Genomic DNA, 12605 nt, shown 5'->3' with positions numbered 1-12605 from the left:
CAGAATACCCGTTTTGGCCTGCCGAATCAGCGGGGACGGCCCCGGCGACGCGGCCCTTCCCGCACCAGATCGACCTGCCCGTTTCGATCCAAAGTTAGCAGCGCGCCCCCAAGACTTCGTTTAAGGGGCAGTCCATCCGCTCGGGCGATCTCAAGGGCTCCGGCCATGTCCTCGAGCCGTTCCAGGCGCAGCCGGTGGGCGTCCAGCGCGGTCGCACCGGTGACCTCCAGGATCGCCCGGCGCAGCACGCGCAAGCGGATCTCCTCCCCCTCCCCGAAGAAGGCGGGCGCGAGCACGACCCGCCGGTCACCAGCCTCGCCTTGATCGTGCTGCCGATCCGCGAGCCGGGCAAAAGCCAGGCCGGCAACCGTTTCCAGCGTCTCGTCGGCGCGCGCCGCGCGCGCCGCGAGCAGCGAAAGGCGCTCGTCCGTCAAGCCGAGCGCGGCCCGCGCCTCGGCTTCACGGCGCAGGACCGCCCGTGCGAAACGCGGATCCCGGTTGGACGGATCATCCGCCGCGCTGATCCCCGCCTCCTCGACGAGCGCGACGAGCCGCGGCTTGGGAACGGCGAGCAGCGGTCGGGCGAGGATCAGGTCCGGCGCGACAGACGTCAGCGGCCGCATCGCCGCCAGCCCGCCGATGCCGCTGCCGCGCGCCAGCCGCATCAGCACCGTCTCGGCCTGATCGTCGCGATGATGGGCCGTGACGATATGGCTCGCACCAAGATCGCGGGCGGCCTCGGCGAGCAAGCCGTAACGCGCTGTGCGGGCCGCCTCCTGGAGCCCGGCCCGCGGCTTCGGCCCGCGCCAGAGAAGGGTCCGGTGCGGCAAGCCGAGGCGCGCGCAAAGCGCAGCAACAGCCGCTACCTCGGCGGCGCCGTCGGGCCGCAGGCCGTGATCGACACTCGCGACGGCGATAGGCGGCACCTCGCCCCGTGCACGCCAGCGGTGCGTGAGAAGCAGAAGGGCGAGCGAATCCGGGCCGCCGGAAACAGCAAGGAGAAGGCCGGATGCGGTCGCAAGCGGCGCGAAAAGCCGCGCAATCTCGTCATCCGTAAAGATCGGCATCGTCTGGCCACCGGCCGCATTCATCGGCGGCTCGGGCGCTGGAACTGCAGCCCGGGTCTTCAGCAAGCGCTCAGCATTTGGCGCGCGCCTGCTCGCGGGCCACGCCCTGGCGAACCGTCGCGCTGGCCTGAGGGTACTTCCGGTCGACTTCGCCGAGCGTCGCGCAGGCCTGCGAACGGGCGCCGAGCGCATTGAGCGAAATGGCGAGCTTGAGCATGCCGTCGGGCGCGCGGCGGCTCTTGCCGTAGTCGGTCGTTACCTTGAGGTACTGTTCGGCGGCCTCACGGTAGCGGCCACGCGACAGATAGGTTTCGCCGAGCAGATAGGTCGCGTCCGGCACCAGCCGATCACGCGGATTGGACTGCAGGAACTGGCGCAAGCCCATTTCCGCGTCCTCATACTGCTTGCGCTGGAGCAGGGCGACGGCGCTCTGATACTGCGCGCGGGGATCGAGCGTCGTCGTCGCGGCGATGCTCGCCGTGCGCGGTCCGGCCGCCGGCCGCGTGGCCGGCGGCGTGCGCCCGACACCGGACAGGTCGAGCGGCCGGCCCGCCTCGTCATCCGGTGCCGACTGATCGATAATGGCGACGCCGCCCGTCGCCTCGGGATCCGCCGGGGCGAGATCCGATTGCCGCTGGCCGAGCGGCAGAGGAGCTCCCGGCGCATTCGGGTCGGCCGATGGATCGAAGGCATCGCCACGCCGCTCGGGCGCTGCCGGGCGCGATCGCGGCGGCGTCGCAGGCGCTGCCTTGCCGCCCCCACCACCCAGCTCCTGGAAGCGGAAGTCCACGTCCTCCTGGAACTTGCGAGCCTGATCCTGGAGACGACGGTTCTCGAATTTGAGCTGCTCGACCTGACCCGAGAGATCGCGAACCTGATTTTCGAGCCGGTTGAGGCGCAGGAAGAATTCCGAGGCGTCCTGTGCCCTCGCCTCGACGCTGCCTGTGAGATGCAAGGCGACGACGCCGGCGATGACGATGAGCGAACGCTGAACTGCAATCATGAAGCGACCCGCCTTTGGAGAAAGCGGGAGAATGCCGTCGCGTGCATCATCCCGCTCTGTCTTCTTCGTTCGAGCATGCTGCGATCCGAAAACGACTGACCGCTTCCGGCATCATGCCCAAGGCATGCCCAAGGATGGCAGCAGGCACTCGGGGTACCCGGCCGAAGCCGGACACGCCGAAAGAACCCGCCCAGAGCGACCTTCGTCGCTGTTTACCACAATCCGGGCAATGCGGCCAAAAGGACCACTCGTCGCTCTGAACGCAGTGAGCGCTCCACTAGGAGCCGGGCGCGTCGAGCACCGTCACGACGCGCCGGTTCTGCGACCAGCAGGAGATGTCGTCGCAGACCGCCACCGGCCGTTCCTTGCCGTAGGAGATGGTGCGCATGCGCGAGGCGGCAATGCCGCGGGACACGAGATAGTCACGCACCGTCTCGGCACGGCGGGCGCCGAGCGCGAAGTTGTATTCACGCGTGCCGCGCTCATCCGCATGGCCTTCGAGCAGGAAGGTGTAGCGCGGATACTGCTGCAGCCACTGCGCCTGCTTGTTCAGCGTGGCCACGGCCGTCGGTGTCAAATCGGTCGAATCGGTCTCGAAGAAGACCCGGTCGCCGACATTGACCACGAAATCCTGCGTGGAGCCAGGGGTGCTCGCTCCGCCTGCCCCATAGCCACCACCGGCGCCACCGAGACCGGCTTGGCTGGCGTTATCCTTGGCGCAGGCGCCGAGCGCGAACACGACCGCGAAGACCGCCGCGATCTGTAGGCGGCGCGAACGTGAGATTGAGGACAGCATCGGATCACTCCGTCGACGAGGTTCGAGGGTTCGCGGCACACGCCGGCCCCGTTGTGTAATTCAATGATCCGTCAACCTTGACCGGATCTTGACGCGAAAGGGGAAAACGACATCCACTGTCGAAACTTCGGCCTTACGGTTAACCAAAGATCAACAGGGCCGCTCTCACTCAGCGCAGCTCGCTGAGGATGGGCGACCAGGCCGGATCGGAGGCGAAGGACGGGGTGGGCACGGGCACCTCGACACGGCCGGTGATGTCGACCATGAAGAGCTTGCCGCCACCGCCGCTGTCGCGCCAGAACATGATGAATTGGCCATTCGGCGCCCAGCTCGGGCCTTCATTGTGGAAGCCCTCGGTCAGGATCCGCTCGCCCGATCCGTCGGGCTTCATGATGCCGATGCCGAATTTGCCGTTGGCTTGGCGCGTGAAGGCGATGTAGTCGCCGCGCGGCGACCAGACGGGCTGGCCGTAAGCGCCCTCGCCGAAGGAAATGCGTTGGGCTTCGCCCCCGCCGGCCGGCATGATGTAGATCTGCTGGGAGCCGCCACGGTCGGACTCGAAAGCGATCTGCGAGCCATCCGGCGAAAAGGACGGGCCCGTGTCGATGGCATTGGTGGAGGTGAGGCGCGTGGTGGTGCGCGAGCGCAGGTCCATCATGTAGATATTGGCGTTGCCTCCCTGCTGCAGGCTGAGGAGGAGGCGCTGGCCGTCCGGCGAGAAGCGCGGGCTCGAGGTCATATCCGGGAAATTGCCGACCATCTCGCGCTGATTGGTGTCGAGATTGAGCAGTTGGACATGCGGCTGCAGCCCGCTGCGCTGGGCCATATAGGTGATTTCCGAACTCGTCGGCGAGTAGCGGGGCGTCACGACGAGATCCTCACCGCGCGTGAGATAACGCAGATTGGCGCCGTCCTGATCCATGACGGCGAGGCGCTTGCGCCGGCGCTCCTTCGGACCCGTCTCATCGACAAAGGCGACCTTCGTGTCGAACATGCCCTTGAGGCCGGTCAGGCGCGAAAAGACGGCATCGGCGACGATGTGGCCGATACGCCGCCAGTTGCCAGGATCGGTGAAATATTGCTGGCCGGTGAGCTGCTGGCCGGCGACCACATCCCAAAGCCGGAACTCGACGCGCAGGCGGCCCGAGCCGTCGCGTATCACCCGGCCGGTCACCAGCCCCTGCACATTGAGCGCCTGCCAATCGGCAAATTGCGGCACGGCGTCGAAATTGACCGGCCGGCCCGCCAGGCTCTGCCTGTCGACGGGCAGAAAATAGCCGCAGCGCTTCAAATCGTTGGAGATCACTTCGGCGATCTTGGCTCCGAGCTCCCCGTCGCCGGAGAAATCGGTCACCGCGATCGGCAAGGGTTGGAAATTGGCGCGATCGAGAGTGATGACGATCTCCGCGCGGAGCGGCTGGATCGCGAGTGGCAAAATCCCCAAGGCGGTGACGAGCACCAGAAGAAGCCGCGCCAAAGACGCGGGCCGGACATGGCGACGAGCAGTCAGCGTGTCGAACATCGGGTTCAAAGGCTCCAATCTGGTCTGGCTCGACTCAAGCTGCCTCAACCAAGAAAATCCGAAGGATCGGCGATGACCTGGAAGTCGCGCCAATCCGCATAATAGGGGGCAAACTGGGCCGGGATGCGGTAAGGCGCGCAACGACGGATGGCGCGCGCCAGGCTCTCCGCAAAGGGCCGGAAACCGGGTTCACCGGAGGAATTCATCACGACGGGCTGGGTCGCGAGCGTGCCGTCGGGATTAAGCTCCATCTTCACCATGGGCTTCACCGACACGCTCTGCGCGCCCAAAGGCGCGTTGAAGCAGCGATAGATCTGCTCCTTCAGGAGATTGCCGATCGCGTCGCGCTGCGAGAGCGACAGCTTCGGGGAACTGCCCGTCCGCGTGCCGATGGAGGCGGTGCGGTTCACCTCACGCCCCGTGGAGGCCGCGCGCTGCGCCTTCTCCTTGCTCTGCAGGAGCTTCTGGATATCCGACGGATTGAACTTGCTCTCCTGCTCGGCCGGCTTGGCGGTGGCCGGCTTTTCCTTCGGCGCACTATCCTCGATGAGCTTGGCAAGGTCCTCGCGCTTGGGCGCCGGCTTCTCCACCGTTTTGGGCGGATCAGGCTTTTTCGGCTCGGGCTTTTTCGGCTCCGGCTTGGCTTCCGCCTGTTTCGGAGGCTCCGGGCGCTTCGGCGGCTCGGGCTTGGGCTCGGCTTCCTTGACGGGTTCCGGTTTCGGCGGCTCGACCTTCGCCGGCTCCGGCTTTGGCGGTTCCGGCTTGGGAGGCGTGGGTTTCGGCGGCTCGGCCTTGGCCTGCTGCTGCGGCGGAGGTGGCGGCGCAGCCTCGGTCTTCTCGGCGGCAGGTGCCGGCGGGCGCGAGGGTGGCGTCGGCACGTCGCGCGGCGCCTCGGCCGATTGCGGCTTCTCCTCGGCGGTCTCGGCCACCTTGTCCACCTTGGGCTTGGGCTCCGGCTTCAGGTCCTGAGCAGTACGCTCTCCACGCGTCATGGCCGTGTATTCAGTCGGCGTGATCATCTCGACCGCGACCGATTCCTGCTGGTCGGCGAAGGGCGGCGCCGACGCGAAAGCGACCAGGCTCGCGACGAGAATCGCCGCATGCCCTGTGCCCGATGCCACGAGGCCGGGCTGACGCTTCAGGAAACCACGAATACTCAAATCAGCTTCTCTGATCCGGTTCGGTGATGAGCGCGACCTTCTTGAACCCCGCCGCGGTGATCAGCGACATGACCTCGGCGACGCGCCCGTAATTCACATCCTTGGCACCGCGCACATAGATGCGCTGCTCAGCGGCGCCGGTGCCGGCCAAGGCCGAGAGCCGCGACGCCAAGTCTTGCAGCTGGACCTCGTCATCGTTCAGAAACACGCGGCCTTCGGTGTCGACCGCGATCGTGACGGGCTTCTGGTCGACATTGATCGGTTTGGCTGCGGTCTGTGGCAAATCGATGGGCACGCCGGTGGCAAGCAGCGGCGCGGCCACCATGAAGATGATGAGCAACACCAGCATGACGTCGATGAACGGCGTCATGTTGATTTCGGCCATCGCGCCGTGGCGGCGCCTGCGACGCCGTCGCCCGCCCCCGCCTGCCGCACTGCCCAACGACATGCCCATGGTCGATCTCCTTGATCGCAGGCCGCGTCAGGCGGCCATCCGTTCGTCGATCTGGCGGGAGAGGATGGCCGAGAACTCGTCGGCGAAGCCTTCCAGGCGCCCCTGCGCCTTGGCGGCCTCCGCCTGCAGCTTGTTGTAGGCAATCACCGCCGGAATGGCCGCAAAAAGGCCGATGGCGGTGGCAAACAGCGCCTCGGCGATGCCGGGCGCAACCACCGCGAGGCTCGTGTTCTTCGAGGCGGCGATGGAGCGAAAAGCCGTCATGATGCCCCAGACCGTGCCGAAGAGGCCGATGAAGGGCGCGGCGGATCCTACCGTGGCGAGAACCAGAAGGCGGTGCTCCAGCCGTTCCACCTCGCGCTGGATGGAGACGTCGAGCACCTTGTCGATGCGCTGCGCCAGGCTCGCCATCGAGCGGCCGGTGCCTTCGAAGGAACGTTTCCACTCGCGCATCGCCGCCATGAACAAGGTCGCCATGCCCTGCGTCTGACGGTTGTGAAGCGACCGGTAGAGCTCCTCCAGCGACTGCCCCGACCAGAACACCTCTTCGAAGCGATCCATGGCCCGGCGGGTGCGCGAAAAAAGAAGAGACTTGTCGATGATGATGGCCCAGCACCACACCGAGGCGCCCAGTAGGCCGAGCATGACCAGTTTGACGACGATGTGGGCCTGCCAGAACAGTTCGAACAGGGACCCATCATTGACAGCGGGGAGCGCCGCTTGCGTGACGTCGGCGGGATTCATCGACTACTCCTTCAGCGCGCGATCTCACCTTCACGGCGCATGCGCAGCCACGCACGACCGAACGGCTCTACAGGGGTGGGATGATCCGCGTGCCCTCTCACTCGCCCTGGAATCTGTCGAAAAGAGGGCGCTTTCCAAGGCGGACGAGGCAGATGCTACCTGTCGAGCCGCCTTCGAGTTAAGCACGTAGCAAGGTTAACACGGGGTTAGCAGGCGTGCTTGCGACGCTAATCTTCACGCGATCGGCGATCAGCGCCCGCCGAGAATCCGGCGCAGCGTATCGGGGATGCGGGCCGGGTTACCGGCACGAATGAGCGCCACGCGCACATCGGCCTTCACGATCACGTCACTCCCCCGCCGAATGGCTTGCTCGATGACGAGCGAAGCACCGCGCACCTCGACGATTCGCGTCTCGACCTCGACCACGTCGTCCATGCGGGCGGGCTTGAGAAAGTCGATGGTCATACGCCGCACGGCGAAGGCGAGCCCCTCGCCTTCATCATGCAAAACCGACTGGTCGACGCCGGCGAGGCGCAGAAAGTCCGTCCGCCCGCGCTCCAGAAAGCGCAGATAGCCGGCGTGGTAGACGATGCCCGAGAAATCGGTGTCCTCGTAATAGACACGCACCGGCAGGATATGCGTGCCCTCGACCAGCCGGCCGGCGAGACCGGGCCAGGACGCATCCTGCCGGTTGGACGTCTCGCCGGTCATCGGTCGCTCGCTCATCGCCGTCTCACCTTCGCCCGCCTCCTGCCGCCGGGTCTCGGCCCGACGGGGCACCAATCGCCACCTCCATGCGACGATCGCCCCGCGCCTGGCAAGCCCCGGACATGCCAGGTCCCATGAAGCGGCGGCGGTGACGTGAGTGTCGAAGCCATAAAAAAAACGCCGCGTCTTCAAGGGACGCGGCGTCTATGAATAGCCGATTGGTTCAGAGCAATCAGCCATTAGCCTCGGGCTGATCGGGCGTGGCCGGCGGCCGGTTGCGGCGATCGGCCATGAACTGGTCGAACTCGGCCTTGTCCTTGGCGAGCCGCAAACGCTCGAGGAATTCCCTGAACTCGCGCTGCTCCTCTTCGAGGCGGCGCAGCGTCTCCTCACGATATTCGTCGAATGCGCGGTTGCCGCTCGACGGGGGTCCGCCCCAGCGTCCGCCCCAACCGCCGCGTCCGCCCCAGCCGCGACCGTCTTCCATCATCTGCCAGCGGCCGAAGCCGCGCCTGCTACCGCATGCCATGCGTCCACTCCAGAATGAATAGATGAGGATCGCCAACCCCAGCGGCCAGAAGAGCACGAAGCCCAGCACCATGAGGGCGATCCAGGCGGGTTTGCCAAATTCGTCCAGCTTCGCTGCGAGCTGCATAGCGTTCCGTCCTGTGTGAATGTTAATCACATTTACATAGTAGGGCGCGACCTATCTTCTGTCAACGTCGCACCCGAAAATTTAGGTCGGCGAGCCGCCGAGTCCCTTGAGATAGATAAGAAAGCCGGCCTCCAGGAGTTCCTCGGGCGGCATCGGCACGCGCCGCCGCGCCGGATCCGCCCGGCCGAAGAGCCCGGCAACGCCATGGGCCATCGCCCAGATATGCAGGGCAACCATCATCGCCGGCGGACGGCCGGGCGCCGGCATGGTCGCGACCAACGCCTCGGCGGCGGTGCGCAGCACACCGAAGGCCTTTTGGCCGGCTTCAGAAAGGTCGGGCGTAGCATCGCTCGGAAGCCCTGACTCGAACATGGCCACATAGAAGGCCGGATTGTCCCGGGCGAAGGCCAGATAGGCGCGGCCCATCCGCTCGAAGGCAGCCGGCGGCGTCGGCCTGCCGCCGTCCCAGGCAGCTTCGAGCGCCTCGGCGAAGCGCAGAAAACCGCTAGCCGCCACAGCGGCCAGCAATTCGTCACGATCGCGGAAATGGCGATAGGGCGCCGCGGGGCTGACCCCCGCTCGCCGCGCGGCCTCCGCAAAGGTCGCCCCCGCCGTGCCCTTCTCCGCGATGAGATCGAGCGCCGCCTGCATCAGGGCTTCCCGGAGGTTGCCGTGGTGGTAGCCGCGCGGACCCTGTCTCGACCAGCTCATGTGAAAAGGCTTTACATCACCTGATGCCGCACGTCGATGGCGTCACGCTTCATCGTCATCGGCGAACAGACCGAACTGGCCGACCTCCCGCGACGGCTCGGGCAGGCCGAGATGGCGGAAGGCATGCGGGGTGAGCACACGCCCGCGCGGCGTGCGCTGCACGAAGCCTTTCTGGATGAGGAAAGGCTCGATGATCTCCTCGATGGCGTCGCGCGGTTCCGACAGCGCTGCGGCGATGGTCTCGATGCCGACGGGGCCGCCGCCGAAGGAAACGGCGACCGTCGTGAGATAGCGCCGGTCCATCAGATCAAGGCCCGCGGCATCGACTTCAAGGAGTTGCAGAGCTTTGTCGGCAATGGTGCGCGTGATCCTCTCGGCGCCGTCGACGACGGCGAAGTCGCGCACCCGGCGCAACAGGCGCCCGGCGATGCGCGGCGTGCCGCGGGCGCGCCGGGCGATTTCGTTGGCCCCATCGGCGCTCATGCCGATGCCGATGACGCGCGCGCCGCGGGTGACGATGAGCTCGAGCTCCTCCACCGTGTAAAACTGCAGGCGGATCGGGATGCCGAAGCGGTCGCGCAGCGGCGTCGTCAGCAGCCCCTGGCGCGTGGTGGCGCCGACGAGCGTGAATTTCGGCAGGTCGATCTTCACCGAGCGTGCCGCCGGCCCCTCGCCGATGATGAGATCGAGCTGGTAGTCCTCCATCGCCGGATAGAGGATTTCCTCCACCGCCGGGTTGAGCCGGTGGATCTCGTCGATGAAGAGCACGTCGCGCTCTTCGAGATTGGTGAGCTGGGCGGCGAGATCGCCAGCCTTGGCGATCACCGGCCCTGAGGTCGAGCGGAAATTGACCCCGAGCTCGCGCGCCACGATCTGGGCGAGCGTCGTCTTGCCGAGGCCGGGCGGCCCGACGAAGAGGACATGGTCCAGCGCCTCGCCGCGCGCCTTCGCCGCCTGGATGAAGACGCTGAGATTGGCGCGCGCCTGGGCCTGGCCGATGAATTCATCGAGCGCCAACGGCCGGAGCGATGTCTCGGTATCGTCTTCGCGCTTCTCGGCGGTCACGAGGCGTGAGGGCGTGGTCATGACGCGGGCCTACATACGATGCGCTGGCAGTAGGTTTCTCGGCCCCCGACCGTCTCCATAAGGCGCGTTGACTGACCAGCGATAGCCGCCCTCCTGCGCCTGATGCCAGACATTCGCCCCGTCTCGCGACGGCCACGACCAGCAACCAGGATTACAGTCGCAGATCTATTGTCAATCGTGATCATGGGACAGCGATGTATTTGCGTAAGAAACTTATATACTTCACCTGTCTTTTGCTCGTCGGGACAGCAAACAACGCACTCGCGGAATTCCGTCGACAGGTGGCACCGGAGACGACGCCACCAATCGGCTGGCCGAACATGTTTCCGGGACACGAATGCGACCGGTGGATGCCTGGCCAATGCGTCGATCAGGGCTCCAAGCCGCCACGACCGGCTGCCGAGCCTCCTGCGGCACGACCGTTGCCCTCCCGAGAGGATCTGCCTGCCAGCATGCGTCGACGCGGCGATGAGCGGCGGTAACCGAGACATGGGCCCCGTCACCGCGCCAGCTCCTTGAGCCCGAGGCGGATCAAGGTCGCGGTCGCCGCTTCCTCCCCGGCCTGTTTCAGCGCCGCCGCGATGGCGGCCGAGGCCTGCGGCTGGCCGTAGCCGAGATTGACGAGCGCCGAGACGGCATCCGCCACCGGCCTTGGCGCGCGGCGGTCCTCGACCGCGCCGGCGAGGCTCGCGACGATCGGGTCGACCGCGCCGAAGGCCGGCCCCTTGTCCTTCAGTTCGGCAACGATGCGCGCGGCGAGCTTCGGCCCGACGCCGGGCGCGCGCGCCACCGCGCCCTTGTCGCCCATGGCGACCGCCGTGCCGAGGTCGCCGGGGTCGAGCACCGAGAGAATGGCGAGCGCCACCTTGGCGCCGACGCCCTGCACGGATTGCAGCAGGCGGAACCACTCGCGTTCCGCGTCGGAGCGGAAGCCGTAGAGGCGGATCATATCCTCGCGGACATAGGTCTCGATCGACAAGGTCGCCGCCTCGCCTGCCCCGGGCAGGTTCTGCAGGGTGCGCGACGAGCAATGCACGACATAGCCGACGCCGCCGACGTCGAGGATGATGAAATCCTCGCCGTAAGAATCCACCACACCCTTGAGCTTGCCGATCACGATGCCGCCTCCGCCACACGCCGCGCGAGCGCCCGCGCCTGCCGGTGCTGCGCATGGGTGATGGCCACGGCGAGCGCATCGGCCGCATCGGCGTTGTCGGGCGCTGCCTTCGGCAGCAGCACGCGGACCATGGCGCCGATCTGCGCCTTCTCGGCATGGCCGACGCCGACCACCGTTTTCTTGACGAGATTGGTCGCATATTCGGCAACCGAAAGCCCCGCCAGCGCCGGCACGAGGAGCGCCACCGCGCGGGCATGGCCGAGCTTCAGCGTCGCCTGCGCATCCTTGTTGACGAAGGTTTCTTCCACCGCGACTTCATCCGGTGCGTGCCGGCTCAAGACATCGACGAGGCCGTCATGCAATTCGCGCAGGCGCTCGGCCAGGGTGAGACTGCCGGTGGACACCACGCAGCCGCAAGCGACGAAGGAGAGCCGCGTGCCCTCGGTCGTCACTACGCCCCAACCGGTGCGCCGGAGGCCGGGGTCGATGCCGAGGATGCGAATCGCGTGCGTCGCCATGGGCGGAGCCTAGCGGAAACAAAGGGCGAACGCATCTGCGGCGATGCCGGGCGGCGGTCCCTCCGCGACGATGAGAGCGGCGGTGTTCGTGAAACCCGGGGTAGTCCTCACTCCTCCATCTTCGCCATGAAGGCGTCGGAGAATTCGAAATTGCCGTAGACGTTCTGCACGTCGTCGTGGTCCTCGAGCGTCTCCATGAGGCGCATGAGCTTTTCCGCCGTCTCGTCGTCGACGGACACCGTGTTCTGCGGCTTCCAGATGAGCTTGGACGTGCGCGGCTCGCCGAACTGCGCTTCGAGCGCTTTGGAAACGTCGGCGAGGGCGCCCTGATCGCAGTAGATCTCATGGCCGTTCTCGCTCGACACCACATCGTCGGCGCCGGCATCGACAGCTGCTTCCAGCATGGCATCGGCAGAGGCGACGCCCGTCTCGAACTCGATAAGGCCGACCCGGTCGAACATGAAGGCGACGGCGCCGGTTTCCGCCAGATTGCCGCCCGCCTTGGTAAAATAGGAGCGCACGTCGGAGGCGGTGCGGTTCCTGTTGTCCGTCATGGACTCGACGATAAGCGCGGCACCGGCCGGGCCGTAGCCTTCGTAACGGATCTCCTCGTAATTCTCGCTGTCGCCGCCGGAGGCCTTCTTGATCGCCCGCTCGATATTGTCCTTCGGCATGTTCTCGGCACGGGCCGCAAGGATGGCGGCGCGCAGGCGCGGGTTCATATTGGGGTCGGGCAGGCCGAGCTTGGCAGAGACGGTGATTTCGCGCGCGAGCTTGGAGAAGAGCTTGGAGCGCACCGCATCCTGCTTGCCCTTGCGGTGCATGATGTTCTTGAACTGGGAATGCCCGGCCATGGTCTGCTCCGGCTGGCTGGTCCGGCCCGGCGGGCGCTGCCATCCCGCGTCCGGTCCAGCTTGAATGGGAATGGAGCGCCTTATAGGCCGCACGCGCGCGGAAATAAAGGCGGGCCGAGCCCTTCTTGCAGCCCATGCATGCCATGCGCAAAGCCTGCTTGCGGGGGCTTCGGCGACAGGATAGGTCCGTCCGACATTCCGCATGCCGCT

At 66.5% G+C, this 12605-nt stretch carries 14 protein-coding genes; all 14 read right to left on the bottom strand.

Annotation, left to right across the window (positions count from 1 at the left end; translation table 11 throughout):
* Positions 1-26 precede the first annotated feature (26 nt).
* The 14 genes from tilS to ACFQU1_RS03405 all read right to left on the bottom strand — a co-directional run bounded on the left by tilS (position 27) and on the right by ACFQU1_RS03405 (position 12395).
* Positions 27-1091 (bottom strand): tRNA lysidine(34) synthetase TilS, encoded by a 1065-nt coding sequence (gene tilS, locus ACFQU1_RS03470; protein WP_378129245.1) that lies wholly within the window; start codon positions 1089-1091, stop codon positions 27-29.
* 46 nt (positions 1092-1137) lie between these two features.
* A complete protein-coding gene (gene ybgF / locus ACFQU1_RS03465; protein WP_378129243.1) occupies positions 1138-2070 on the bottom strand; it encodes a tol-pal system protein YbgF in 933 nt (310 codons plus the stop codon).
* Between the two features lie 277 nt (positions 2071-2347).
* The gene (gene pal / locus ACFQU1_RS03460) at positions 2348-2866 is read right to left on the bottom strand and encodes a peptidoglycan-associated lipoprotein Pal (RefSeq protein ID WP_378129241.1); all 519 of its coding nucleotides are present in this window, start codon (positions 2864-2866) and stop codon (positions 2348-2350) included.
* 169 nt (positions 2867-3035) lie between these two features.
* Positions 3036-4388: a Tol-Pal system beta propeller repeat protein TolB gene (tolB, locus tag ACFQU1_RS03455; protein ID WP_378129239.1), complete on the bottom strand. Its 1353-nt coding sequence runs from the start codon at positions 4386-4388 to the stop codon at positions 3036-3038.
* Between the two features lie 44 nt (positions 4389-4432).
* On the bottom strand, positions 4433-5548 hold the full coding sequence (locus ACFQU1_RS03450) for a cell envelope biogenesis protein TolA (RefSeq protein WP_378129237.1): 1116 nt from the start codon (positions 5546-5548) through the stop codon (positions 4433-4435).
* A gap of 1 nt (position 5549) precedes the next feature.
* The gene (tolR, locus tag ACFQU1_RS03445; protein ID WP_378129235.1) at positions 5550-6002 is read right to left on the bottom strand and encodes a protein TolR; all 453 of its coding nucleotides are present in this window, start codon (positions 6000-6002) and stop codon (positions 5550-5552) included.
* 27 nt (positions 6003-6029) lie between these two features.
* Positions 6030-6746 (bottom strand): protein TolQ, encoded by a 717-nt coding sequence (gene tolQ / locus ACFQU1_RS03440; protein ID WP_378129233.1) that lies wholly within the window; start codon positions 6744-6746, stop codon positions 6030-6032.
* Positions 6747-6995: 249 nt separating this feature from the next.
* On the bottom strand, positions 6996-7472 hold the full coding sequence (ybgC, locus tag ACFQU1_RS03435) for a tol-pal system-associated acyl-CoA thioesterase (RefSeq protein WP_378129760.1): 477 nt from the start codon (positions 7470-7472) through the stop codon (positions 6996-6998).
* 214 nt (positions 7473-7686) lie between these two features.
* Positions 7687-8109: a DUF2852 domain-containing protein gene (locus ACFQU1_RS03430; RefSeq protein ID WP_378129231.1), complete on the bottom strand. Its 423-nt coding sequence runs from the start codon at positions 8107-8109 to the stop codon at positions 7687-7689.
* A gap of 81 nt (positions 8110-8190) precedes the next feature.
* Positions 8191-8820, bottom strand: a complete 630-nt coding sequence (locus tag ACFQU1_RS03425) for a TetR/AcrR family transcriptional regulator (protein ID WP_378129229.1) — start codon at positions 8818-8820, stop codon at positions 8191-8193.
* Positions 8821-8862: 42 nt separating this feature from the next.
* Complete coding sequence (gene ruvB / locus ACFQU1_RS03420; protein ID WP_378129227.1) at positions 8863-9906, bottom strand: Holliday junction branch migration DNA helicase RuvB; 1044 nt, start codon at positions 9904-9906, stop codon at positions 8863-8865.
* 499 nt (positions 9907-10405) lie between these two features.
* Positions 10406-11023 (bottom strand): Holliday junction branch migration protein RuvA, encoded by a 618-nt coding sequence (gene ruvA / locus ACFQU1_RS03415; RefSeq protein WP_378129225.1) that lies wholly within the window; start codon positions 11021-11023, stop codon positions 10406-10408.
* The gene (gene ruvC / locus ACFQU1_RS03410) at positions 11020-11541 is read right to left on the bottom strand and encodes a crossover junction endodeoxyribonuclease RuvC (protein ID WP_378129223.1); all 522 of its coding nucleotides are present in this window, start codon (positions 11539-11541) and stop codon (positions 11020-11022) included. The genes ruvA and ruvC overlap by 4 nt, the downstream gene beginning before the upstream one ends.
* 107 nt (positions 11542-11648) lie before the next feature.
* A complete protein-coding gene (locus tag ACFQU1_RS03405) occupies positions 11649-12395 on the bottom strand; it encodes a YebC/PmpR family DNA-binding transcriptional regulator (RefSeq protein WP_378129221.1) in 747 nt (248 codons plus the stop codon).
* Positions 12396-12605 lie beyond the last annotated feature (210 nt).

Origin of the sequence: Chelatococcus sp. GCM10030263 (assembly GCF_042666455.1) — a bacterium.
Lineage (GTDB): Bacteria > Pseudomonadota > Alphaproteobacteria > Rhizobiales > Beijerinckiaceae > Chelatococcus.
Note: the sequence above shows the minus strand (reverse complement) of the source record. Positions and strands in the feature narration are given on the sequence as shown.